Genomic DNA, 22,442 nt, shown 5'->3' with positions numbered 1-22,442 from the left:
GTGTGGGTGGTGCCGTGCCGCCCCGGAGGGAATGTGATGAGAAGCAGGAACCCGGTCTTCTCGCGGGAGGGGTCCTTCACCCGCGACAACCAGTACGCGGGGTTCGGCACGCAGACGGCCGCCCAGCCCGGGCAGCCGGCCTACGGGTCCCCGTACGCGGGCGGCCCGTACGGCGGCCCGCAGGCCGCCGGGCAGCCGCCGCTGACGGACGACCAGCTCGCCGCGATGTACGGCGCGCCGTCCGCCGGTCCGGCCCGGACCGGCCGGATGACGATGGACGACGTGGTGGCCCGCACGGCCATGACGCTGCTCACCCTGGTCGCGTTCGGCGCGGTGGCCTGGTTCACCGTGCCGGTGGACAACTTCGCCCCGGCGATCGGCGCCGCCCTGGTCGCCATGGTCATCGGCCTGGTGGTGAGCTTCAAGCGCAGCGTCAACCCCGGCCTGATCCTGGCCTACGCGGCGCTGGAGGGCTTCTTCCTCGGCGCGCTCAGCAAGGCCTTCGAGACGCTCTTCGAGGGCATCGCCATCCAGGCCGTGCTGGGCACCGCCGCGGTGTTCGCGGCCACGCTGATCGCCTACAAGAGCGGCCGGATCCGGGTCACCCCCCGGTACACCCGGATCGGCCTCACGATCGCCATGGGCTTCCTGCTCCTGATGCTGGTCAACCTGGTCGCGATGCTCTTCGGCGCCGACTTCGGCCTGCGTTCGGGCCCGCTGGGCATCGTGGTCGGCCTGATCGGCATCGCGCTCGGCGCGTTCTTCCTCACCCTGGACTACGCCGAGATCGAGGAGGGCATCCGGCAGGGCGCCCCCGAGAAGGAGGCCTGGCGGGCCGCCTTCGGCCTGACGCTGTCGCTGGTGTGGATCTACCTGGAGATGCTGCGCCTGATCGCCATCCTGCGCGGCGACGACTGACCGCGCCGCACGACCGACCGCGCCGCACGGCGCGGACCGCGACCGCGGCGGGCCCCGGAGGAACGATCCTCCGGGGCCCGCCGCGCGCCCGGGCGAGGGCCTACGCTCGGGGGCATGTCCGAGCACCTCCCCGCCGCCCCGCAGCTCCCCGCCGAGCGCCCGCCCGCCGAGGGCCTCCCCGCCGAGGACCTCGCCGCCGACGCCGCCCGGCTGACCGCCGCCGTCGACCGGCTCGCCGACCGCTTCCGGGCGATGCCGCAGAGCCGCCTGCTGGCCGTCGTCCCCGGGCACCCGTCCCGGGCCGCCGCCGCGCTCGACCTGGCCGGTCGGCTGGCCGACCGGGCCCGGGCGCTGGAGGGCCTGCCCGCGCTGGCGGTGCCCGACTGCGGGGCGTTCGCGGTGGGCGACCAACTCGCGGTCACCGGGCACGACCTGGCGCTCGCCGCGGGCACCGGTCACCCGGACGCGCCGGCCGCGCTGGCCGCCGCGCTCGCCGAGGTCGAGCGGACCGACCGGCTCACCGCCTGACGCCCCGTCAGGGCCGCCCGGGCGCCGGAACGCCGACGGGGCGCCGAGCCGGCCCGGGCAACCCCTTGCCGGGCGGTCGGCGCCCCGTCGCGGGCGCGGGCGGGCGGTCAGATCGAGGCGACCACCCGGTCGGCGAGCACGTAGACCGTCTCGTCGTCGGTGGAGAAGGTCAGCGAGTACGAGCCGGAGAACCGGGACCCGCCGAGCAGCCGGACGTCCTCACCGGCCCGGACGGCGTCGATCAGCCGGTAGGCGGCCTCCCGGTCGCCGGGGGCGACGCAGAGCGTGGTGCCGTCGGCGAAGGCGTATACGTCCAGGGTGCCGAGCGGGCCGGGGCGGACGTCGGTCAGCGCGATCCGCTCCTCGGCGAGCGCGGCCAGCCGGTCGTCGGTCCACTCGCGGGACGGGGTCGGGCTGGGGATGAAGTCCGGGTGCGAGGGGTGCCGGCGCGGGTCGGGCGCGGTCGCGGGCTCCCCCTCGGCGTCCAGCAGCCCGGCCTCCAGGCCGGTGGCCAGCAGGTCGGCCTCCCGGCGGGCCTGCACGTCGCCGTTGTCGCCGGGCGCCGGGAAGCCGCCGCCCTGCGCGGGGTGCGCCGGGTGTGCGGGGTGGGCCGGGTGCGGGGCGCGGGCGCCGCCGGCCGGGCCGCCGTCCGCCGGGGCGTCCTTGATCAGGTCCTCCAGCGCGTGCCGCAGCGCCTCGCCGAACTCCGGGTCCATCACGCCGTTGTCGGCGGCCTCCTGCGGCCCGGTCGGGCGCGGGAAGAAGATCGGCCAGTCCTCGCCGATGGTGGTGAACGGGGTGTCGAACAGCGGGGAGTCCTCGGCGGCGCGGGCCTCCTGCTCGGCCCAGAACGCCCGGGCCTCGGTGATCTCCCGCTCCCGGTCGGCGGCCAGGGCTTCGGCGACGGCGCGGCGTATCAGCGCCTCGTCCCACTGCGGGTTCGGCTGCCGGTCTGCCAACTTCCTTGCCAGTGCGCGGAGGTGGAGCAGGACAGCGGTGGTCAGGGCGATCAGTACCAGCAGCAGGGAGAGGAAGACGGCGCTCACGGAACGTACTCCCAACGAGGAGCGGAACGGGGTTACGCCTCCACACTGCCGTATCGGCGGCCGTTACTGCAGTGGCTGATGTCGGATTTGTCAGCGTCTTTCCCACTTGTCCTCAAATTGTTAGGTAATACCTTTCTACGCTGCGGAGTTGATCCAATCCGGTGCGTCGACAATCCGGTCCCGGAAGGACGAAAAACGGGCCGGATCACACCTCGGGTGTGATCCGGCCCTCAATCACGCTGCGTCACTCCAGACGGGTGAGACGCGCGTCACAGCGCTCAGCTCAGGCGCTCGATGACCATCGCCATGCCCTGCCCGCCGCCCACGCACATGGTCTCCAGGCCGAACTGCTTGTCGTGCCACTGGAGGGAGTTGATCAGCGTGGTGGTGATCCGGGCGCCGGTCATGCCGAAGGGGTGGCCGACCGCGATCGCGCCGCCGTTCACGTTCAGCCGGTCCAGGTCCACGCCCAAGTCCCGGTAGGACGGGATGACCTGGGCGGCGAACGCCTCGTTGATCTCCACCAGGTCGATGTCGCCGATCGACAGCCCGGCCCGCCGCAGCGCCTGCTTGGACGCCTCCACCGGGCCGTAGCCCATGATCTCGGGGGAGAGGCCGGAGACGCCGGTGGACACCACCCGGGCCAGCGGCGTGATGCCCAGCTCGCGCGCCTTGGTGTCCGACATGACCACCAGCGCCGCCGCGCCGTCGTTCAGCGGGCAGCAGTTACCGGCCGTCACGGTGCCGTCGGGGCGGAACACCGGCTTCAGGCCGGACACGCCCTCCAGCGTCACGCCCGCGCGCGGGCCGTCGTCCGCGCTCACCACGGTGCCGTCCGGCAGCGTCACCGGGGTGATCTCGCGCTGCCAGAAACCGGCCTCGATCGCCGCCTCGGCCAGGTTCTGCGACCGCACGCCGAACTCGTCCTGCTCGGCCCGGGTGATCCCCTTCAGCGCGGCCAGGTTCTCCGCGGTCTGGCCCATCGCGATGTACGCGTCCGGCAGCAGGCCGTCCTCGCGCGGGTCGTGCCACTCGCCGCCGCCGGTCTCGGCGCGGTGCCTGGTGCGCGCCTGGGCCTCGTCGAACAGCGGGTTCGTGGTGCCCGGCATGCCGTCCGAGGTGCCGTTGACCGAGCGCGAGACGGTCTCCACGCCCGCCGAGACGAAGACGTCGCCCTCGCCCGCCTTGATCGCGTGCAGCGCCATCCGGGTGGTCTGGAGCGAGGACGAGCAGTAGCGGGTGACCGTCGCGCCCGGCAGGTAGTCCATGCCCATCTGGACGGCCACGATCCGGGCCAGGTTGTGGCCCTGCTCGCCGCCCGGCAGGCCGCAGCCCAGCATCAGGTCGTCGATCTGCCGCGGGTCCAGCTGCGGGACCTTCGCGAGCGCGGCGCCGATGATCTGCGCGGTCAGGTCGTCCGGGCGGACGTCCTTCAGCGAACCCTTGAACGCCCGGCCGATCGGCGAACGGGCGGCGCTGACGATGACGGCTTCGGGCATGGCGGGCTCCTCGCTGAGTGACCTCGGGACGCGATCCGGTGGATCTCCCCGGGAAAGTTACCGCTTGGTAGCTCCGGCGTCATCCGCCTCCGGATGTGAGTTCGCCGACGCGATAGCCCGCGACGGACGGCCGCCCGCCACCTGCGCGGGCGCGGCGTCCTCCCCGCCGGGCAGGGCCAGCCGGAACCGCTGCTTCAAGGTCGCCCACCGCCAGGTGCCGTTCACCGGACCCGCCGCCGTCACCTCGGTGCCCGAACGCCCCGCCGCCGCCGCGGCCGCCACCGCCACCGGCAGCACCGCCTGCGGCTCCACCACGCCGCCCGCCTCCGGCGACTCCTGCGGCCACAGCCCCAGCGCCGCGCAGAGCGAGGGCAGCAGCGCCATCGCCGCCGTCGCGTAACCCTGCGCGGACGGGTGGTAGCGGTCCTCGGCGAACAGCTCCGGCCGGGACGCGAACTCCGGACCCAGCAGCGAACCCAGCGAGACCGTCCGCCCGCCCGCCCCCACCACCGCGATGGTCTGCGCCGCCGCGAGCTGCCGGCTCACCCGCCGCGCCACCCAGCGCAGCGGCGGCCGGACCGGCTTGATGGTGCCCAGGTCCGGACAGGTGCCCACCACCACCCGGCAGCCCGCCGAGACCAGCGCGCCCACCGCCTCGCCCAGCTCGCGCACGCTGCGGGCCGCCGGGGCGTGCCGGGTCACGTCGTTCGCGCCGATCATCACCACCGCGACGTCCGGCCGGTGCGCCAGCGCCGCCTCCAGCTGCCGGACCAGGTCCGACGAGCGCGCCCCCGACTTCGCCACGTTCACCAGCCGCACCCGGCGCTCCGCGACCGAGGCCAGCCCCGAGGCCAGCAGCGCGCCCGGCGTCTCCTGCGAACGCTGCACCCCCAGCCCCGCCGCCGTCGAGTCACCCAGGAACGCCAGCACCAGCGGCCGACGGGCGTCCTGCGGATCGGCGAAACCCTCGCCGTACACCCCGTCCGCGAACGGCGGCTCCCCGTCCAGCACCCCGATCGCCCGGACCGCCATCCGGCTCTCGGTCAGCAGCACCCCGGCCAGCCCCACCCCCAGCAGCCCCAGCCCTCCGCCCCCGTACGCCGCCGCCGTGGCGATCCGCCGCGCCACCCGGGCCCTCGACGCCTGCGAGCCGGCCATGGGCCCACCCCCTCTCCGCTCCGCACAACCGCTACCACCCTGGATACCCCCCGACCGCGCCGCCGTACCGGCCCGCCCCCGCAGAACCACCCGCCCGCCGGACCGCGCCGCACCGCGGGCACCCCGGCGGCGGGGGCCGCGCGGGGCGGTCGGGGCGCGGAGGGGGGCCTAGGCTGGGGGTTTCGGCAGAACAGTGATGCCACGGACCGGGAGGACCCCCGTGCGGTACCACAATTCGATCATCGAGCTGGTCGGCGACACCCCGTTGGTGAAGCTCAACAAGGTCGCCGAGGGGATCAGCGCCACCGTGCTGGCGAAGGTCGAGTACTTCAATCCGGGCGGTTCGGTGAAGGACCGGATCGCCGTGCGGATGATCGAGGCGGCGGAGGCTTCCGGCGCGCTCAAGCCCGGCGGCACCATCGTCGAGCCCACCAGCGGCAACACCGGGGTGGGGCTGGCGATCGTGGCCCAGCAGAAGGGCTACCGCTGCATCTTCGTCTGCCCGGACAAGGTGTCGACGGACAAGATCAACACCCTGCGGGCGTACGGCGCCGAGGTGGTGGTCTGTCCCACCGCGGTCGCCCCGGAGCACCCGGACTCGTACTACAACGTCTCGGACCGGCTGGTCCGGGAGACCCCGAACGCGTGGAAGCCGGACCAGTACTCCAACCCGGAGAACCCGGCCTCGCACTACCACTCCACCGGCCCGGAGCTGTGGGAGCAGACCGGGGGGCGGATCACCCACTTCGTGGCGGGCGTCGGCACCGGCGGGACGATCTCCGGCACCGGCAACTACCTCAAGGAGGTCTCCGGCGGGAAGGTGCAGGTGATCGGCGCGGACCCGGAGGGCTCGGTCTACTCGGGCGGCACCGGGCGGCCCTACCTGGTGGAGGGCGTCGGCGAGGACTTCTGGCCGACCGCCTACGACCGGCAGGTCGCGGACCGGATCGTCGCGGTCTCCGACAAGGACTCGTTCCAGATGACCCGCCGCCTCGCCAAGGAGGAGGGCCTGCTGGTCGGCGGCTCCTGCGGGATGGCCGTGGTGGCGGCGCTGGAGGTGGCCCGCGACCTGGGGCCGGAGGACGTGGTGGTGGTGCTGCTGCCGGACGGCGGCCGCGGCTACCTGTCGAAGATCTTCAACGACGACTGGATGGCGGACTACGGCTTCCTGCCGACCGCCACCGACGAGGCGCACATCGGCGAGGTGCTGGGCCGCAAGGACGCCGTCGAGCACGAGGGCATCCCGCAGTTCGTGCACATGCACCCCAACGAGACGGTCGCCGAGGCGGTCCGGGTGCTGCGGGACTTCGGCGTCTCGCAGATGCCGGTGGTCTCCCCGGGCGCCGGGCACCCGGACATCATGGCCGGCGAGGTGATCGGCTCGGTGGTCGAGCGGGAGCTGCTGGACGGCCTGTTCAGCGGGCGGATCCAGCTGACCGACACGCTCGACGGGGTGATGTCGAAGCCGCTGCCGGTGGTCGGCTCCGGCGAGTCGGTGACCAACCTGATGGCGGTGCTGGAGAAGGCCGACGCGGTGGTGGTGCTGGTCGAGGGCAAGCCGCAGGGCATCGTGACCCGCCAGGACCTGCTGTCCTTCCTGACCGCCCGGGCCGGCCACTGACCGCCCGCCCGGGCGGCTCCGCCCGCCGTCCGGGTGAGGAATCCGGGCCCCGGAACAGTTGGTACTCGGACGTCACAGCTGCGCATCATCCGGTTAACACGGGCACGGCATCTTTGAAGCACGGCAAGAAGCCGAGAGCGGTGACAGCACAGGACGGGAGCGGCTCCCCATCCTGAGCGGTCACCCAGGACACGACCGGTCGGCCCTGACCCGGCCCACCGTGTCCGGACCGTGGGAGGCGCCGTCGTCCCGCCCCTGTCATCAGGGTGCGGCGGCTCCCGCGGCCAGAGATCGCGCCGCGAGGCGCGGCTCCGCGAGCTCCCGGGTGGGGGAGTCCGAGCGGAGGAGGAAGGGCCGGTCCGGGTTCGCCCGGGCCGGCCCTTCCTCATGCCCGCCGCCGCACCCCGCTCCGTACCGGCTCCGGGTCCGGCTCCCGGCCCCGTCTCGTTTCCGGAAGGGTGTGCGAGGCCCTAGGCTCGCTGACATGACCAGCACCGACCTGCCCGAGCAGGACGCACCGCGCTACGTTCGCCTCACCATCGAGCTGATCGCCGAGATCACCGACGAGGGGGCCCTCAAGGCCGCCGCGCTCACCCAGGTCTCCGACGACGAGTACCTGGACGACGACGAGCGGGCCCAGGCCGTCGAGGCGATCGAGGTGGACCCGACCGGTTCCCTCGCCCACTTCGTCGACCCGGTCGCCCTGCTCGGCGACGTCCCCGGCGTGGAGCTCGCCTCCGCGACCTGGGAGTCCGCCAGCACCGACTACGACCCCGACGACGAGAGCTGGGACGAGTACGAGGTGCAGTGACACCGCGTCCCGTCCGGGACCCGTCCCCGGGTCCCGGACACGCGGGTCCCGGACACGCGGGTCCCGCCCGCGTTCCAGCCGTGCGAGAGCCCGGTCCGGCAGCCCCGGACCGGGCTTTTGTCCTTTCTGCCCACTGCTTGGGTACTCTCGTACGATCTGCACATATATGCGTGATCTTGGAACGAGGAGCGTGGACGTGACCGCACCGGAGAAGCAGGACCGGCCGCGCGGCGGCAACTGGAGCCGGCGCGGCGTGCTCTCCGGGTTGCTGGGTGCCCCCGTGCTGCTGGTCGCGGCCTGCACGGGCGGCGGCGGGAAGTCCGGCCCCGCCAGCGCCTCCGGCTCGGCCCCCGCCGCGGGCGGGACCTCCGCCACCCCGTCCACCAGCCCGAAGGCCTCGGTGGCGGAGATCACCATCAAGCCCGCCGACGGCGTCACCGCCGCACCGTTCACCGAGCCGGTCACCGTCACCGTGCTGAACGGCACCCTGACCTCGGTGACCGTCACCGACCGGTCCGGGCAGCCGATAGGAGGAGAGCTCTCCGCCGACGGCGCGAGCTGGACCTCCACCGACCAGCTCGCCAGCGGAACCGCGTACACCGTCGCCGCCTCCGCCGTGGACGCCGGGCAGCGCCCGGCCGACGCCAACGCCAGCTTCTCGACCGCCTCCCCGGCCAACACCTTCGTCGGCTACTTCACCCCCGAGGACGGCAGCACCGTCGGCGTCGGCATGCCGGTGTCGATCAACTTCAACAAGGCGATCACCGACCGGAAGGCCGTGCAGCAGGCGATCACCGTGGTCGCCGACCCGCCGGTGGAGATCGTCGGCCACTGGTACGACGCCACCCGGCTCGACTTCCGCCCGCGCGAGTACTGGGCGAAGGGCACCAAGGTCACCCTCAAGCTGCGGCTCAAGGACGTGGCCGGGGCCAAGGGCGTCTACGGCACGCAGTCCAAGGACGTCGGCTTCACCATCGGCCGCAGCCAGGTCTCCACCGCCGACCTGAAGGCCGACACCCTCACCGTCCGCACCGACGGGCGGGTCACCGCGACCTACCCGGTGATCGGCGGCGCGCCCGAACACCGCACCTGGGGCGGCAAACTGGTGATCTCCGAGCGCTACCAGCAGACCCGGATGAACTCCAGCACGGTCGGCCTGGGCAGCGAGTACGACATCCCGGACGTGCCGCACGCCCAGCGGCTGACCAGCTCGGGCACCTTCATCCACGGCAACTACTGGTCGCCCGCCGGGCAGTTCGGCAACGACAACACCAGCCACGGCTGCATCGCGCTGCAGGACGTCCAGGGCGGGAACGACCCGCGCACCGACGCCGCGGAGTTCTACGCGAGTTCGATGATCGGCGACGTGGTCGAGGTGGTGAATTCCGGCGACCGCACCGTCAACCCCGGCAACGGCCTGAACGGTTGGAACATGGCCTGGTCGGACTGGGTCGCCGGGAGCGCCGTCTGACGCGTGCACGGAGAGGGCACGGTTCGGACACGGAAGGTGGGGGGCCGGTGAGAGTGTCCTCAACGAATGGTAAAAATATCCGCGTGCGGGGGGACACGCCATTGTGCTGAGCTTGCCTCCGCGGCAGGGCCGACCGGGCCCGAACCGTCTCCAGGTAGCAGGAGCAAGCCATCAACACCGTCATCCGCCGCCGCACCGTCCGCGCGGGCATAGCCGTCACCACCGGAGCCGTCCTCCTCGGCGGCGGCCTCGCCGCCTGTGGCACCGTCGAGCAGTTGACCGCCGGTCAGAAGCTCGACAAGGCGTTCGACAAGCTCGGCGACGCCAAGACGGTCACGGTCGACCTCTCGCTCGACGCCAGCTCCTCGCAGCTGGTCGCGTTCGGCGAGGCGATCGACGACCCGATCGAGAAGCAGGCCGCCGACCTGCTCTCCGACCTCAAGCTCTCCGTGTCGGTCGGCTACGACAAGCCGCTCAAGGACGCCGGAGGCTTCACGTCCGGCTGCGCCGCCGGCGGGAGCGGTGGGAGCGCCAAGAACGAGGGCGTCACGCTCGGCTACGCGCTGAACAGCAAGAAGGACGGCAAGACCTACGCCGACTTCCGGCTGGTCGGCGACAAGGCGTACCTCAAGGTCGACGTGCGCGGCATCGCCCAGCTCGCGGGCGAGGACGGCTCGGAGTTCGAGTCCGGCCTCGACCAGCTGCCGCCCGAGGCCGCCCCGCTCAAGGACCTGGTCGGCGGCAAGTGGGTCTCGGTGGACGTCGCCAAGCTCCAGGAGCTGTCCCAGCAGGCGGCCGGCGGCGGCGCGGCCGGCAAGGGCGCCACCCCGAAGCCCTCGCCCAGCCTCGACCCGTCCGTGCTCAACGACTTCTGCGACTCGCTGAGCGACGCCCTCTCCGACAACGTCACGCTGGAGGACAAGGGCAAGAGCGCCGACGCCGACGATGTGATCCGGGTCTCCGCGCCCGCCCGCCCGCTGGTCGAGGCGCTGTACAAGTCGTTCACCGGCGTCGCCAAGAACATCCCCGGCTCCCCGGGGCTCCCGGCCGAGGGCGACTTCGCCGACGTCCCGGACCGCAAGCTCTCCGCCGACGTGCAGATCAAGGACGGCCGCCCGCAGGCGGTCACCTTCGACTTCGCCCAGCTCGTCGAGAAGTCCGACTGGTCGGCGCACCTGCCGCTGCGGATCGGCATCTCCACCGACGGCACCACCCAGGGCGCCCCGACCGGCGCCACTGAGATCGACCTCGGCCAGCTCCAGGAGATGTTCGCCTCGATGGCCGGCGGCTTCGAGGACGGCACCGACCCCGACGTCGACCTCGGCGGCGTCGACCTGGGCCCGGCCGCCCCGCTGACCGACGCGCAGTACGCCGAACTGGGCAAGCTCGGCATCGAGCGGAGCGTCGCCGAGTCGATGAACCACAGCGGCCTCAGCTTCGAGGAGATCAAGGAACTGGCCCCCGAGCTGACCTGATCCGCCGTCAGCACGCCGGTGCGGCACGGCCCGCCGCGGGAAGCCCCCGCGGCGGGCCGCCGCGCGTTCCGGGCCCCGGCCGCAGCGCGACGTCCGGAAGCCGCCGGACCGCGGCGGGCGCCGGGCGCAGGCTGGACGCATGGAAACCGCCACCGCAGCTCCGGACACCGCAGTTCCGGCCACCGCAGCTCCCGGCACCGCCCCGGCGCTCGACGTCCGTGCCGTCCCCGGGCCCGTGCTGGACGCGCTGCGCCGCACCGACGACGCCGGGCGCGCCCGGACGTCCGCCGTCACCGAGCAGGGCGGCGAACCGCTGCGCTGCTGCCTGACCAGGGCCAGGCCCGGTGAGCGGATCACCCTGCTGTCGTACGCGCCGCTGCTGCGCTGGGCCGCCGAGACCGGCTGCGACCCCGGGCCGTACCTGGAGACCGGCCCGGTGTTCGTGCACGCCGAGCCGTGCCCGGGTCACCCCGGCGGCTGGCCGGCGGGCTTCCACGGCGGGCCGCGGGTGCTGCGGGCCTACGCGGCGGACGGCCGGATCCTCGGCGGCCGACTCGGCGGACCGGCCGAACTCCCCTCGCTCGCGGCCGAACTGCTGGCCGACCCGGCGACCGCCGTACTGCACGTGCGGGCCGTCGAGTTCGGCTGCTTCCTGCACGAGGTGCGCCGCGGGTAGCCGTCGGGCGCCCGGCTTCGCGCATACGGCGCCCCCTGCCGGTCGCGCACCGCGCCCGTGCGGGCCCACGGCGTGGGGCCGGGCGGCCCGGACCTGCTCCGGACCTGCTCCGGACCGGCCACCGGCCACCGGCCACCGGCCACCGGCACGGGCCGTGGGCGGCGGGCCGTGGGCGACGGGCGGCGGGTCGTGGGCGGCGGGTCGGGGACACCACCCGCAGCGCCGGGTAGCCGATCGCGCCGCTCAGCAGCCACGGCTCCACCGGGCCCGGCTGGAACCGGTCCGACCCGGCGACCAGGGCCCGGCCGGAGCGGCGCGAACCGGCGCGCCCGGTGCGCTCGGTACGCCCGGTGGACACTCCGCGTCCCCCCGTGTCCCCCCGTGTCCTCCGTGTGTCGATCGGGCGTGCGGTCGGTCGATCGTGGCGGTACGACCCCTGGTGCTGCGGGACTTCGCCGGTCGCGGACCGCCGGTCCGGCGTCCGGGTCCGGCCTCCCGTCGCGGCACGCCCCGGGGAGCCCTCCCGTCGCACTAGGCTCGGGAGCATGACCGAGCACCAGCTTTCCCACGGCTTCGAGACACTCGCCATCCACGCGGGCCAGGAAGCGGACCCCCGGACCGGGGCAGTCGTGACGCCGATCTACCAGGTGTCCACCTACAAGCAGGACGGCGTCGGCGGACTGCGCGAGGGCTACGAGTACAGCCGCTCCGCCAACCCGACCCGCACCGCGCTGGAGGAGTGCCTGGCCGCGATCGAGGGCGGCGCGCGCGGCCTCGCCTTCGCCTCCGGGCTGGCCGCCGAGGACACCCTGCTGCGCACCCTGCTCAAGCCCGGCGACCACATCGTCATCCCCAACGACGCCTACGGCGGCACCTTCCGGCTGTTCGCCAAGGTGCTGACCCGCTGGGGCGTCGAGTTCTCCGTCGCCGACACCCACCACCCCGAGAAGGTGCGCGAGGCGATCCGTCCGACCACCCGCGCGGTGTGGGTGGAGACCCCGTCCAACCCGCTGCTCGGCATCACCGACCTCGCCGCGGTCGCCGAGATCGCGCACGCCGCCGGCGCCAGGCTGGTGGTCGACAACACCTTCGCCAGCCCCTACCTCCAGCAGCCGATCTCGTTCGGCGCGGACGTCGTGGTGCACTCCACCACCAAGTACATGGGCGGGCACTCCGACGTGGTCGGCGGCGCCCTGGTGGTCGCCGACGCGGGCCTGGCCGAGGAGGTCGCCTACCACCAGAACGCGATGGGCGCGGTGGCCGGGCCGTTCGACGCCTGGCTGGTGCTGCGCGGCATCAAGACGCTCGGCGTCCGGATGGACCGGCACTCGGAGAACGCCGAGAAGGTCGCCGAACTGCTGGCCGGGCACCCGAAGGTGAGCCAGGTGCTCTACCCGGGCCTGCCCGGCCACCCCGGGCACGACGTCGCCGCCAAGCAGATGAAGGCGTTCGGCGGCATGGTCTCGTTCCGGGTCGCGGGCGGCGAGCAGGCCGCCGTCGAGGTCTGCAACCGGGCCGAACTGTTCACCCTGGGCGAGTCGCTGGGCGGCGTCGAGTCGCTGATCGAGCACCCCGGCCGGATGACCCACGCCTCCGCGGCCGGCTCTCCGCTGGAAGTGCCCGCCGACCTGGTGCGCGTCTCGGTGGGCATCGAGTCCGCCGCCGACCTGCTCGCCGACCTGGAGCAGGCCCTCGGCTGACGGCCGGTCCGGCTCTCCGGCTCCCCGGTTCAACGGCGGTCCAGCAGGCCGTCGTTGAACCGGGCCAGCAGCGCGCAGAACACCGCCCGCTCGCGGGTCGTCCAGCCCGCCGTCAGCTCGGCGATCAACTCCCGCCGCCGCTCCCGCACCTGGGCCAGCCGACCGGCCCCCAGCGGCGTCAGCGCCAGCTGCACCGCGCGCCGGTCCGCCGGGTACGGAAGCCGCGCCACCAGGCGCTCCCGCAGCAGCGGCGCGGCCTGCCGGGTCACCGTCGAGGAGTCCACCCCGAGCGCCGCCGCCAGCGTCTTCACCTTGGCCGGTCCGGTGGCGGCGAGCTGCTCCAGCAGCAGGAACGCGGCCCGGTCCAGCTCCCCGGCGGCGCAGATCCGCCGGGCGAACACCGCGACCTGGTAGGGGAGTTGGCGGTCCGCGTCGGGGCGGTCCGGACGTTCGGGGCGGTCGGCGTGTTCGGCGCGGCCGGGACGTCCGGCGCGGCCGGGGCCGTCGGGATCGGAGGGTCCGTCGGACGGGGGCAGGGTCATCGCGGCTCACGGGGGGTGCGGGCGACTCGTCCCAGCAGCGTACGCGCGCCGGGCGACCGGCGGAACAGCGCGCGCCCTACGCTGGCCCCCATGCACAGGTGGCCGATCACGGTGGACGACGTCCGGGGCGCGCAGAAGATGCTGGCGGGGGTGGCCCGGGTCACCCCGATGCAGACCAGCCGCCACCTCTCCGGGACGGCCGGCACCCCCGTCCACCTCAAGTGCGAGAACCTGCAGCGCACCGGCTCGTTCAAGCTGCGCGGCGCGTACGTGCGGATCGCCGGGCTGTCCCCGGTCGAGCGGGCCGCCGGGGTGGTCGCGGCCAGCGCGGGCAACCACGCGCAGGGCGTCGCGCTGGCCGCCTCGCTGCTCGGGGTGCGCTCCACCGTCTTCATGCCGGTCGCCGCGCCGCTGCCGAAGGTCGCCGCCACCCGCGAGTACGGCGCCGAGGTCCGGCTGCACGGCGCCAACGTCGACCAGGCGCTGCGGGCCGCCCGGGAGTACGCCGAGGACACCGGCGCGGTCTTCATCCACCCCTTCGACCACTGGGACGTGATCACCGGCCAGGCCACCGTCGGCCTGGAGGTCCTGGAGCAGTGCCCCGAGGTGCGCACCGTGCTGGTCGGCACCGGCGGCGGCGGTCTGCTGGCGGGCGTGGCGATCGCGATCAAGGCGCTGCGCCCGGACGTCCGGGTGATCGGCGTGCAGGCCGCCGCCGCGGCGGCGTACCCGCTGTCACTGGCGGCCGGGCGCCCGGTCGCGCTGGAACGGTTCGCCACCATGGCGGACGGCATCATGGTCGGCCGCCCCGGGGACATCCCGTTCGAGGTGGTGGAGGCCCTCGCGGACGGGGTGCTGACGGTCTCCGAGGACGCGCTCTCCCGGGCCCTGCTGGTCGGCCTGGAACGGCTCAAGCTGGTGGTCGAACCCGCCGGGGCGGCACCGATCGCCGCGCTGATGGCCGAGCCCGGGCGGTTCGAGGGCCCGGTGGTGGCGGTGCTCTCCGGCGGCAACATCGACCCGCAGCTGATGCAGCGGGTGCTCCGGCACGGCCTGGCCGCGGCGGGCCGCTACCTGTCGCTGCGGGTCCGGCTGACCGACAAGCCGGGCGCGCTGGCCGACCTGCTGGGCGTGCTGACCCGGATGGACGCCAACGTGCTGGACGTCGCGCACGTCCGGATCGACCCGCAGCTGGGCCTGACCGAGGTCGAGGTGGACCTGCACCTGGAGACCAAGGGGCCCGAGCACTGCGCGGCGGTGATCGGCGAGCTGCGCGCGGACGGGTACGTGGTCAGCCGCTGAGGCCCGCTGCGGCCCACCCGGGCCCGCCCAGGCCCGCCGGGGCCCTCTGGTGGGGCCGCCGGGGCCCAGGGGCAGCAGGTGGGCCCGGGTTGTCAGTGGTGGCTGGGAGGCTGTGACCCGCCTCACCTGCGGCGCTTGACGCGATATATCGCGAGTGACAGCATCTTGCGATGTATCGCGAGCTTCGCCGTCGGCGGGCCCGGGTACCGAACCGGATGATTTCCCCACAGAACCGACTCGCATCAGGAGATGAGGCAGGCCCATGGCGGCAGCCATCGAAGCCGAGAACCTGGTCAAGACCTTCGGTGACGTCCGCGCCCTGGACGGCGTGAGCCTGGACGTGCCCGAGGGCACCGTGCTCGGGCTGCTCGGACCGAACGGCGCGGGCAAGACCACCACCGTGCGCGTCCTGACCACCCTGCTCCAACCCGACTCAGGCCGGGCCACCGTCGCCGGGGTCGACGTGCTCAAGCACCCCAACAAGGTGCGCAGCCTGATCGGCCTGTCCGGCCAGTACGCCGCCGTCGACGAGTACCTCACCGGCCGGGAGAACCTCCAGATGGTCGGCGAGCTCTACCAGATGAGCGCCCGCGACGCGAAGCGGCGGGCCCTCGAACTGCTGGAGTGGTTCAACCTCTCCTCGGCCGCCGACCGCACCGCCAAGACCTACTCCGGCGGCATGCGCCGCCGCCTCGACCTGGCCGCCGCCCTGGTGGTCCGGCCCCCGGTGATGTTCCTGGACGAGCCCACCACCGGCCTCGACCCGCGCAACCGGCTCGCCCTGTGGGAGGTCATCGAGACCCTGGTCGAGCAGGGCACCACCCTGCTGCTCACCACCCAGTACCTGGAGGAGGCCGACCGCCTCGCCCACGACATCGCGGTGGTCGACCACGGCAAGGTGATCGCCCGCGGCACCGCCGACCAGCTCAAGGCCCAGATCGGCGGCGAACGCATCGAGGTGGTCGTCCGCGCCGCCGACCTCGTCCCCGAGGCGGTCGCCGCGCTCACCCCGTACGCCAAGGGCGAGCCGACGGTGGAGCGCAACACCCGCCGGATCACCGTCCCGGTCAGCGGCGGCGCCCGGGTGCTGGCCGACGCCATCCGCGAACTGGACGCCCACTCCATCGAGATCGACGACATCGGCCTGCGCCGCCCGACCCTGGACGACGTCTTCCTCTCCCTCACCGGCCACGCCACCGAGGACGGGACGGGCGAGGACGAGGGCGGCACGCCCGCCGCGTCCGCCGGGAAGGGCCGCCGCGGCCAGCGAGAGGACGCCTGAGATGACACTCGCCAGCACCGACGGCGCCATCGGCGGCGCCCCCGTCGCCCCGCGCCGCGGCGTCGCCGCCACCGCCCACGACTCCTGGGTGGTCGCCAAGCGGAACCTGCGCCGGATGACCAGGATCCCCGAGATCGTCGTCTTCGGGCTGATGCAGCCCGTCATGTTCGTGCTGCTGTTCTCGTACGTCATGGGCGGCGCGATCGCGATCCCCGGCGCCCCGCCCGGCCACGACGTGTACATCGAGTACCTGATGGCGGGCATCTTCGCCCAGACCGTCACCTTCGCGGTGGCCGGCGCCTCGGCCGGCATCGCGGAGGACATGACCAAGGGCCTGGTCGACCGCTTCCGCTCGCTGCCGATGGCCCGGGCCGCCGTGCTCACCGGCCGCACCCTGGCCGACCTGGTGCAGACCGCGTTCATCCTGGTCGTGCTGGCGCTGGTCGCGCTGCTGGTCGGCTGGCGGATCCACCACGGCGTGCTGGACATGCTCGCCGCGTTCGGCCTGCTGCTGCTGCTCGGCTACGCCTTCTCCTGGATCGGCGCGCTGATCGGCCTGTCGGTGCGCAGCCCCGAGGCGGCCACCTCGGCCGGTCTGATCTGGCTGTTCCCGCTGACCTTCGTCTCCAACGCGTTCGTGCCGGTCAGCTCGATGCCGAGCTGGCTCCAGCCGGTCGCCTACTGGAACCCGTTCTCCGCCACCGTGCAGGCCTGCCGCAGCCTGTTCGGCAACCAGCTCGGCCCGGTGCCGGACTCCTGGCCGATGCAGCACGCCGCGCTGGTCTCGGTGGTCTGGTCGCTGCTGATCACGGCGGTGTTCTCCTGGCTGGCGGTGCGCAAGTACCGCCGCGCGGCCGGCTGAGGAACGCCGCACCGGGCGGCTGAGGACCGCGGTGCCGGACGTGCCGGCCCCGGACGTGCCGGCCCCGGACGCGCCGGCCCCGGACGCGGAACGGCCGCTCCCCCCACCCGGGGGAGCGGCCGTTCGACGCGGGGCGTCCGGTCAGCCGGAGAAGGGCTTGGCGTCGATGATCTTCACGCTGGCCTTCTTGCCGTTCGGCAGCTCGTACTGGGCGTCCTCGCCCACCGACTTGCCGATGATGCCCCGGCCCAGCGGCGACTGCGGCGAGTAGACGTCGATGTCGCCGTCGGTGACCTCGCGGGAGGCCAGCAGGAACTCCATGGTGTCGTCGAGGTCGCCGTCGAAGGCGACCTTCACCAGCATGCCCGGGGCCACCACGCCCGAGTCGGCCGGCGCCTCGCCGACCTTGGCCCGCTCCAGCAGCTGGGTCAGCTGGCGGATCCGCGCCTCGGTCTTGCCCTGCTCGTCCTTGGCCGCGTGGTAGCCCGCGTTCTCCTTGAGGTCGCCCTCCTCGCGCGCGGCCTCGATCTTCTGGGCGATCTCGATGCGCCAGGGCCCGGTCAGGTGGTCAAGCTCGGCCTTGAGCTTGTTGTAGTGGTCCTGAGTGAGCCAGGTCACGTCATCGTTGGTCTGGGTCACAGGAGTGCTCCTCGTCGGTGCTGGCGCCGCCCCGGGGGTGGACCGGCGGCGGTGTGGTCGATTTTCTGGGCAGATGCAAAGCAACGCCCGCTTCCGTGCCGATCGGCGCGGAAGGGGCGAAACCACGAGCCTAACAAGTTCCCGGCCTGGACGGGAGGTCTCCGAGCGGCCGGCCCCCCGGGGCCGGCGGCCGATCGGGCGGTGGGCGGGTACGGGCCGGGTGCCGGGCGGGTGCCGGGCGGGTACGGGCCGGGCGCTGGGCGGGTGCGGGTCGGGGGAGCCCCGGCGGCGGGCGGTCGGAGAACGCGGTGGCATCCGCGCGCGGCGGTGCCTCCGAAAGGGTGAGCGAGCGGGCGGGGCGGGGCGTTACTTCTTGTCGGGGGTGCAGCCGAGCAGCTCCGCAGTGGTGCCGCGGGCCGTGGTGCGCAGCGTGACCACCTCGTCGTAGGCGGTGCCCGCGGCCGGGACCGGGAAGTCCGACTGGCCGACCACCGCGCCGTCCGCGCCCTGCGAGCGGACCGTGCAGACGCCCGCGGTGCCGTCGCTCTTGCGCACCGAGAGCTGCAGTTGCAGCTCGGTGTCCGACACCGGCTGGAAGGTGGGCACCGTACCGTTCAGCCGGGTCTCCCGCAGCAGGTACGAGCCGCCCAGCCAGGCGATCAGCCCGAGGAACAGCACCCCGCACACCACCGCGGCGATCCGCAGCCTGCGGTCGGCGGCCCGGTCGTCGGACCGGCTGTAGCGGCCGGCCGGCGGTGCGGCCGGGGACGCCGCCGGCGTCGTGGGCGTAGGGCTGTGGTCCATGGCGGGGCTCGGTCCTTTCGCGGAGGCGGTTCGTCCTTCGGTGGGAATGGACGGGCCCTCCAGTCCGTCACTATAGGAGGGGCACGTCCGCGCCGGAGGCGGCGGGGGAGCCGACCCGACGAAGCGGACATACCTGTACCTGAAGGGGACCAGGCGTTGAGCGAGCAGTTGCGTTTGATGGCGGTGCACGCGCACCCGGACGACGAGTCCAGCAAGGGCGCCGCCACCATGGCGATGTACGTGTCGCAGGGGGTGGAGGTCCTGGTCGCCACGTGCACCGGAGGGGAGCGGGGATCGATCCTCAACCCCAAGCTCCAGGGCGACCCGTGGGTCGAGGAGAACATCCACGAGGTCCGCCGCAAGGAGATGGACGCCGCCCGGGAGATCCTCGGCGTCCAGCAGGCGTGGCTCGGCTACGTCGACTCCGGCCTCCCCGAGGGCGACCCGCTGCCCCCGCTGCCGGAGGGCTGCTTCGCCCTGGAGGACGTCGACGTGGCGGCCGGGGCCCTGGTCAAGCTGATCCGCGAGTTCCGCCCGCACGTGATCACCACGTACGACGAGAACGGCGGCTACCCGCACCCCGACCACATCATGACCCACAAGATCACCATGGTGGCCTTCGACGCCGCCGGCGATCCCGCGGCCTACCCCGAGGCCGGCGAGCCCTGGCAGCCGTCCAAGCTCTACTACAACCACGGCTTCCCGATGGGCCGGATCCGCGCCCTGCACGCCTACCTCAGCGCCAACGGCCACGAGTCCCCCTACGGCGAGTGGATCGAGGGCTGGGAGAAGTCCGGCCGGGCCGAGCGGGAGATCACCACCCAGGTCGCGTGCGGCGACTTCTTCGAGATCCGCGACAAGGCCCTGATCGCCCACGCCACCCAGATCGACCCCGACGGTCCCTGGTTCCGCGTCCCGCTCGACATCCAGCGCGAGGTCTGGCCCACCGAGGACTACGAACTCGCCAAGTCCCTGGTCGACACCGACCTCCCCGAGACCGACCTCTTCGCGGGCCTGCGCAAGTAACCGCACCCCGCCACGCCCGTACCACCCCCCGGTGACCCGGCCGCCCTAAGGCCGGGTCACCATGGAGGAATGAGCACCCCCGTGAACCCCGTCCAGCTCGCCACCGCCCTGGCCCTCGACGAAACCAAGGTCACCCCCGGCCTCCTCGGCTTCGTCGTCTTCGCGGTCCTCGGCATCGCCACCTGGTTCCTCCTGAAGTCGATGAACGCCCAGTTCAAGAAGATCGACTTCACCGAGCAGCCCGACCCCAAGGACGACTGACCTCCGGGGCCCCGCTCCCTCGCACCGAGGCCCGACCCACCCCGGAGCGAGCGCCGTCGCTTCGAGAACGTGCCGCTGACCGCTTCTCGGCGTCATCGCGCGGCGCGGGTCGATCGGGCCGGCCGGGCCGTCCTGGACCGATGGGCCGGCAAGGGACGGCGGTGGCGGTGGGTTCCGCCCCGGGGCGTTCGCGGATGGACCGAAGATCAGCGCACCCTCGTCGCCACTTGCAACGGACCGGGTTCGAGACCATGGCCCCATATCCTGAGAGACGACAGGAAGGAGCCGTTGATGAGCGTCGAAGCGGTCATGCACACCGAGTTCCCCGCGGGGCACGTGGTCTTCTTCGGTACCGATGGGAAGGTGATCATGACCCCCCAGAGCTTCGAGCACTCCAGCACCATCAAGTCGATGCAGATCGATTCGCTCTCGCTCGGCCGTCATGCGAAGACCGCGTCCGACGTGTACATCGACTTCCCGGCCGACGAGAACTCGGCCCCGGACTTCGCGATCCTGCGGGAGGACGCGCAGCGGCAGGGCAAGCGGTACGGCTTCGAGGACGTGCTGCTGATCGCCGAAGTGGTCTCGGTTTCCTCCGCGCGCAAGGACTACGACGACTGCACCGCGAAGTACGGCCGCTACGGCATCCCGGTGTACGCGGTGGTGGACCCGTACGCCGCAGAGGTCGTGGTCCACACTCAGCCCACCGGCGACGGCTACATTGCGGCGCACACGCACAAGTACGGCTCGGGCAAGCTGCCCATCGAGCTGGCCGACGGACGTACTTACCTCCTTGACCTGGACGAGTTGCCCCGGCCCGAGGCCGAGGCCCGCTGACCGCACCGCCCGGCTCATCTTCTGAGACTGTCGACCTTCATTGGTTCACGCTTCGGTGTCGTACGGTGCGCAACAGCCCCTGGCTCCATCGTCGGCGTTGGTGGTCCGAGCCCGCCGCATGGCGACTCCTCGCTTCCGACCCGGGCGACGCCCTGGTCCTGGCGGACATCCTGCGCACCGACACGCACGCCCACCGGTCCCTGCTCGACGACAGTGACCCGGCCCGCGCCGTCGCCGTCCTCGCCCGAGCCCAGCAGGCCGCGGTGTGGCACCCCGCTGGCCGACCCGGTCGGCGCTCTCGATCGGCGACACCCGCTCCTCCGGGCTGTGCCGAGCCGAGCGATACGTACTGAAGCAGTACCGCTTCGCCATCCGTGCGGCGCTGACCGCTGCCGAGCTCGAACCGATCCACGAAGCACAGGAGTACCTGTACTTCCCCTTCGCCTCCCGCGGCTCGGGCCCGCTCGCCGACGGCCTCCCGCCGACGGCCGAAACTCCGCCCACGCGGTGGCAGCTTGAGCACGGCCTGGAACTGAGCTGGTACGAGAGCTGGTGGCGGGACAACCGGAAGGGCTGGGCCCACGACCCCCTCGACATCTGGTCCGGGGCGGATTGGGAGCGGCACGAGCTTCTGCCGCTGCCGCTGTTCGCCCATCCCGAGGACATCGTCGACGTTGTGCGGCGGCTGCTCGAAGGGAGCCGCTCCATCGCCCCCGCACCCGGGAGTGGGAGCATGCGGACGCGCTGACCACGCTCTGGGGCCAGGTCGAGGCTCTGGAACGAGCCAATCGGGAGGAGTGGGGCGAGGAGGCGATGTCAGAAGCGGCAAGGCGGGACGTACCCATCCTCCTCTCGGTGGGTTACGCGGTGTGCCACTGGTGCCAATGACTCAACACAACCAGGTAGTTCTGACCTGGCATGTTCTCGAGCAGTACTGAGGTGGGCGCGCGTAGTGAGGGAGACGGGCGGTACGGGGCGTTGTGTCACTCCAAGCGGAGGAACAGCGGGCCTCCCACGTTGTAGCGTGGTACCGGCCCAACGCACGGAGGAGAAGTGACCGCACAGCCGGAGCACCACGCCGAAGCGCTGATTCCGCGCCCGGAGCGGACCATCACCGCCCTCAAGGCTGCCCTTGCCGTCGTAGCCTCGGACCGCTTGCTGGAGATGCAGACCGAGCAGGCCGAAGCGATCACCAAAGCCATCGACTCCGACACCCTTGATCCTCTTCGGGGGTTCCTCCTGCGATGGGCTGTCGTGGTCGAGATCGAACGGCATCCGGAGACAGCCTCCAGGCTCCGCCGAGCCGAGTACCTCATGCAGGTGGCGGAGGATCCTGATGAATCCCGGCGTTCTGCCCTCACCGCTGCCGAGATCATCCGAGCCGCCTACCGAGTTCTGGGCGCATGACGTGGTCCTGGGAGTACCTCCCCAGTGAGGAGTACGTGATCAGCGGAGCGGCGCTGGCCTTCGTCGCCGAAGTCGAGAAGAAGGCTGACGAGCTGGTCCGAGCCGCGGAAGCCCTCTACCTCGACGGGACCACGTATCGGGGTGAGAACCCCAAGAGTAAGACAGCCGACGTTCCCGGCGGCATGTTCGAGTACCTGACCGTCGTGCGACACGAGCAGATCTACATCGTCCAGGTCACATACCTATAGGTCGTAAGGATGGACCGTCCGTGCTGCTGCGAGTGGAGGTATCGGCCTACGACGCACCCTGTGAGCGGTGCTCATTCTCATTTTGGTGGGTATTCGCGCTGCTGCCTTCCCACCGGCCGAGCGGCGACGAATTCACGTCCACGGACTTTCCCGAAGCCGTTGAGATGGCTCGCACCATCCTGTCGGTGTCCGGCAGCGAAACCGGTCTCCGTGAGCAGCTGAGGGACCGGCTGGCATGGCAGCGGGGCCGCAGCTTCAATCCGAACCGGTGTGACGCGTGTGGGTATCAGGCAGATTGGCATGCTTTCGAGAAGGTCCTCGACCGAGTC

23 protein-coding genes and 2 pseudogenes are annotated in these 22,442 nt (G+C 72.6%); 19 read left to right on the top strand and 6 right to left on the bottom strand.

Translation table 11 applies throughout. The features are described 5' to 3' along the window. The first annotated feature begins 36 nt into the window (after positions 1–36). Both ACIP60_RS10700 and ACIP60_RS10695 read left to right on the top strand, forming a co-directional pair. Positions 37–918 (top strand): Bax inhibitor-1/YccA family protein, encoded by an 882-nt coding sequence (locus ACIP60_RS10700; RefSeq protein WP_400682202.1) that lies wholly within the window; start codon positions 37–39, stop codon positions 916–918. Between the two features lie 114 nt (positions 919–1,032). After that, positions 1,033–1,446, top strand: coding sequence for a hypothetical protein (locus ACIP60_RS10695; protein ID WP_400682200.1), 414 nt, complete (start codon positions 1,033–1,035; stop codon positions 1,444–1,446). 107 nt (positions 1,447–1,553) lie between these two features. Here ACIP60_RS10695 and ACIP60_RS10690 read toward each other — a convergent pair whose 3' ends face one another. The 3 genes from ACIP60_RS10690 to ACIP60_RS10680 all read right to left on the bottom strand — a co-directional run bounded on the left by ACIP60_RS10690 (position 1,554) and on the right by ACIP60_RS10680 (position 5,149). Beyond that, entirely contained in the window at positions 1,554–2,492 is a 939-nt protein-coding gene (locus ACIP60_RS10690; RefSeq protein ID WP_400682198.1) for a hypothetical protein, read from the bottom strand. Between the two features lie 278 nt (positions 2,493–2,770). After that, complete coding sequence (locus tag ACIP60_RS10685; protein WP_400682197.1) at positions 2,771–3,991, bottom strand: acetyl-CoA C-acetyltransferase; 1,221 nt, start codon at positions 3,989–3,991, stop codon at positions 2,771–2,773. Between the two features lie 57 nt (positions 3,992–4,048). Next, entirely contained in the window at positions 4,049–5,149 is a 1,101-nt protein-coding gene (locus ACIP60_RS10680) for an SGNH/GDSL hydrolase family protein (RefSeq protein ID WP_400682196.1), read from the bottom strand. 220 nt (positions 5,150–5,369) lie between these two features. Between ACIP60_RS10680 and ACIP60_RS10675 the strand changes: the two genes are divergently transcribed. The 6 genes from ACIP60_RS10675 to ACIP60_RS10650 all read left to right on the top strand — a co-directional run bounded on the left by ACIP60_RS10675 (position 5,370) and on the right by ACIP60_RS10650 (position 12,903). Then, on the top strand, positions 5,370–6,770 hold the full coding sequence (locus ACIP60_RS10675; RefSeq protein ID WP_400682194.1) for a cystathionine beta-synthase: 1,401 nt from the start codon (positions 5,370–5,372) through the stop codon (positions 6,768–6,770). A 484-nt stretch (positions 6,771–7,254) separates the two neighbouring features. Further along, positions 7,255–7,581, top strand: coding sequence for a hypothetical protein (locus tag ACIP60_RS10670; RefSeq protein ID WP_100836583.1), 327 nt, complete (start codon positions 7,255–7,257; stop codon positions 7,579–7,581). 190 nt (positions 7,582–7,771) lie between these two features. After that, a complete protein-coding gene (locus ACIP60_RS10665) occupies positions 7,772–9,052 on the top strand; it encodes an Ig-like domain-containing protein (RefSeq protein ID WP_400682192.1) in 1,281 nt (426 codons plus the stop codon). A 275-nt stretch (positions 9,053–9,327) separates the two neighbouring features. Further along, on the top strand, positions 9,328–10,527 hold the full coding sequence (locus ACIP60_RS10660) for a hypothetical protein (protein ID WP_400682191.1): 1,200 nt from the start codon (positions 9,328–9,330) through the stop codon (positions 10,525–10,527). A 139-nt stretch (positions 10,528–10,666) separates the two neighbouring features. Beyond that, positions 10,667–11,203: a DUF1203 domain-containing protein gene (locus tag ACIP60_RS10655; RefSeq protein WP_400682190.1), complete on the top strand. Its 537-nt coding sequence runs from the start codon at positions 10,667–10,669 to the stop codon at positions 11,201–11,203. 545 nt (positions 11,204–11,748) lie between these two features. Further along, positions 11,749–12,903: a cystathionine gamma-synthase gene (locus ACIP60_RS10650; RefSeq protein WP_400682188.1), complete on the top strand. Its 1,155-nt coding sequence runs from the start codon at positions 11,749–11,751 to the stop codon at positions 12,901–12,903. 29 nt (positions 12,904–12,932) lie between these two features. On the opposite strand, the gene ACIP60_RS10645 is transcribed toward ACIP60_RS10650, so the two are convergent. After that, positions 12,933–13,439, bottom strand: a complete 507-nt coding sequence (locus tag ACIP60_RS10645; RefSeq protein WP_400682683.1) for a MarR family winged helix-turn-helix transcriptional regulator — start codon at positions 13,437–13,439, stop codon at positions 12,933–12,935. Between the two features lie 96 nt (positions 13,440–13,535). Between ACIP60_RS10645 and ilvA the strand changes: the two genes are divergently transcribed. The 3 genes from ilvA (at position 13,536) to ACIP60_RS10630 (ending at position 16,891) form a co-directional block, all read left to right on the top strand. Next, complete coding sequence (gene ilvA / locus ACIP60_RS10640) at positions 13,536–14,747, top strand: threonine ammonia-lyase (RefSeq protein WP_400682186.1); 1,212 nt, start codon at positions 13,536–13,538, stop codon at positions 14,745–14,747. A gap of 262 nt (positions 14,748–15,009) precedes the next feature. After that, positions 15,010–16,029, top strand: a complete 1,020-nt coding sequence (locus tag ACIP60_RS10635) for an ATP-binding cassette domain-containing protein (RefSeq protein WP_400682185.1) — start codon at positions 15,010–15,012, stop codon at positions 16,027–16,029. Between the two features lies 1 nt (position 16,030). Then, positions 16,031–16,891, top strand: a complete 861-nt coding sequence (locus tag ACIP60_RS10630; protein ID WP_400682184.1) for an ABC transporter permease — start codon at positions 16,031–16,033, stop codon at positions 16,889–16,891. A 141-nt stretch (positions 16,892–17,032) separates the two neighbouring features. On the opposite strand, the gene greA is transcribed toward ACIP60_RS10630, so the two are convergent. Both greA and ACIP60_RS10620 read right to left on the bottom strand, forming a co-directional pair. Then, a complete protein-coding gene (gene greA, locus ACIP60_RS10625) occupies positions 17,033–17,530 on the bottom strand; it encodes a transcription elongation factor GreA (protein ID WP_400682182.1) in 498 nt (165 codons plus the stop codon). A gap of 366 nt (positions 17,531–17,896) precedes the next feature. Beyond that, the gene (locus ACIP60_RS10620; protein WP_400682180.1) at positions 17,897–18,334 is read right to left on the bottom strand and encodes a DUF4307 domain-containing protein; all 438 of its coding nucleotides are present in this window, start codon (positions 18,332–18,334) and stop codon (positions 17,897–17,899) included. A 156-nt stretch (positions 18,335–18,490) separates the two neighbouring features. Between ACIP60_RS10620 and mca the strand changes: the two genes are divergently transcribed. From mca to ACIP60_RS10580, 8 genes and pseudogenes are all read left to right on the top strand, one after another. After that, entirely contained in the window at positions 18,491–19,360 is an 870-nt protein-coding gene (gene mca / locus ACIP60_RS10615; RefSeq protein WP_400682178.1) for a mycothiol conjugate amidase Mca, read from the top strand. 69 nt (positions 19,361–19,429) lie between these two features. Further along, on the top strand, positions 19,430–19,621 hold the full coding sequence (locus ACIP60_RS10610) for a hypothetical protein (protein WP_100836571.1): 192 nt from the start codon (positions 19,430–19,432) through the stop codon (positions 19,619–19,621). Between the two features lie 291 nt (positions 19,622–19,912). Next, positions 19,913–20,458 carry a Uma2 family endonuclease gene (locus ACIP60_RS10605; protein WP_400682177.1) on the top strand — a complete coding sequence of 182 codons (546 nt, stop codon included), beginning with the start codon at positions 19,913–19,915 and terminating at the stop codon, positions 20,456–20,458. Positions 20,459–20,592: 134 nt separating this feature from the next. Beyond that, positions 20,593–20,730, top strand: a pseudogene (locus ACIP60_RS10600) (IS110 family transposase); the annotation flags it as partial. Beyond that, the gene (locus ACIP60_RS10595; protein WP_400682715.1) at positions 20,724–21,206 is read left to right on the top strand and encodes a hypothetical protein; all 483 of its coding nucleotides are present in this window, start codon (positions 20,724–20,726) and stop codon (positions 21,204–21,206) included. The pseudogene ACIP60_RS10600 and the gene ACIP60_RS10595, both read left to right, overlap by 7 nt. A 50-nt stretch (positions 21,207–21,256) precedes the next feature. Beyond that, positions 21,257–21,340: pseudogene (locus ACIP60_RS10590) on the top strand (DUF255 domain-containing protein); the annotation flags it as partial. Between the two features lie 171 nt (positions 21,341–21,511). Beyond that, positions 21,512–21,865: a hypothetical protein gene (locus ACIP60_RS10585; RefSeq protein WP_400682175.1), complete on the top strand. Its 354-nt coding sequence runs from the start codon at positions 21,512–21,514 to the stop codon at positions 21,863–21,865. After that, complete coding sequence (locus ACIP60_RS10580; RefSeq protein ID WP_400682173.1) at positions 21,862–22,113, top strand: hypothetical protein; 252 nt, start codon at positions 21,862–21,864, stop codon at positions 22,111–22,113. Before ACIP60_RS10585 ends, ACIP60_RS10580 begins: the two co-directional genes overlap by 4 nt. Positions 22,114–22,442 lie beyond the last annotated feature (329 nt).

It is taken from the genome of Kitasatospora sp. NPDC088783 (assembly GCF_044750705.1).
Lineage (GTDB): Bacteria > Actinomycetota > Actinomycetes > Streptomycetales > Streptomycetaceae > Kitasatospora > Kitasatospora fiedleri.
This window is presented reverse-complemented; position numbering and strand designations above follow the sequence as displayed.

Bases quoted from the DNA above. Each gene is read 5' to 3' on its own strand.
- ilvA (WP_400682186.1), top strand. From the start codon at position 13,536: ATGCACAGGTGGCCGATCACGGTGGACGACGTCCGGGGCGCGCAGAAG.
- ACIP60_RS10605 (WP_400682177.1), top strand. From the start codon at position 19,913: ATGAGCGTCGAAGCGGTCATGCACACCGAGTTCCCCGCGGGGCACGTG.
- ACIP60_RS10620 (WP_400682180.1), bottom strand. From the start codon at position 18,334: ATGGACCACAGCCCTACGCCCACGACGCCGGCGGCGTCCCCGGCCGCA.
- ACIP60_RS10655 (WP_400682190.1), top strand. From the start codon at position 10,667: ATGGAAACCGCCACCGCAGCTCCGGACACCGCAGTTCCGGCCACCGCA.
- ACIP60_RS10635 (WP_400682185.1), top strand. From the start codon at position 15,010: ATGGCGGCAGCCATCGAAGCCGAGAACCTGGTCAAGACCTTCGGTGAC.
- ACIP60_RS10700 (WP_400682202.1), top strand. From the start codon at position 37: ATGAGAAGCAGGAACCCGGTCTTCTCGCGGGAGGGGTCCTTCACCCGC.
- ACIP60_RS10685 (WP_400682197.1), bottom strand. From the start codon at position 3,991: ATGCCCGAAGCCGTCATCGTCAGCGCCGCCCGTTCGCCGATCGGCCGG.
- ACIP60_RS10630 (WP_400682184.1), top strand. From the start codon at position 16,031: ATGACACTCGCCAGCACCGACGGCGCCATCGGCGGCGCCCCCGTCGCC.
- ACIP60_RS10580 (WP_400682173.1), top strand. From the start codon at position 21,862: ATGACGTGGTCCTGGGAGTACCTCCCCAGTGAGGAGTACGTGATCAGC.
- ACIP60_RS10680 (WP_400682196.1), bottom strand. From the start codon at position 5,149: ATGGCCGGCTCGCAGGCGTCGAGGGCCCGGGTGGCGCGGCGGATCGCC.
- ACIP60_RS10670 (WP_100836583.1), top strand. From the start codon at position 7,255: ATGACCAGCACCGACCTGCCCGAGCAGGACGCACCGCGCTACGTTCGC.
- ACIP60_RS10650 (WP_400682188.1), top strand. From the start codon at position 11,749: ATGACCGAGCACCAGCTTTCCCACGGCTTCGAGACACTCGCCATCCAC.
- ACIP60_RS10610 (WP_100836571.1), top strand. From the start codon at position 19,430: ATGAGCACCCCCGTGAACCCCGTCCAGCTCGCCACCGCCCTGGCCCTC.
- ACIP60_RS10695 (WP_400682200.1), top strand. From the start codon at position 1,033: ATGTCCGAGCACCTCCCCGCCGCCCCGCAGCTCCCCGCCGAGCGCCCG.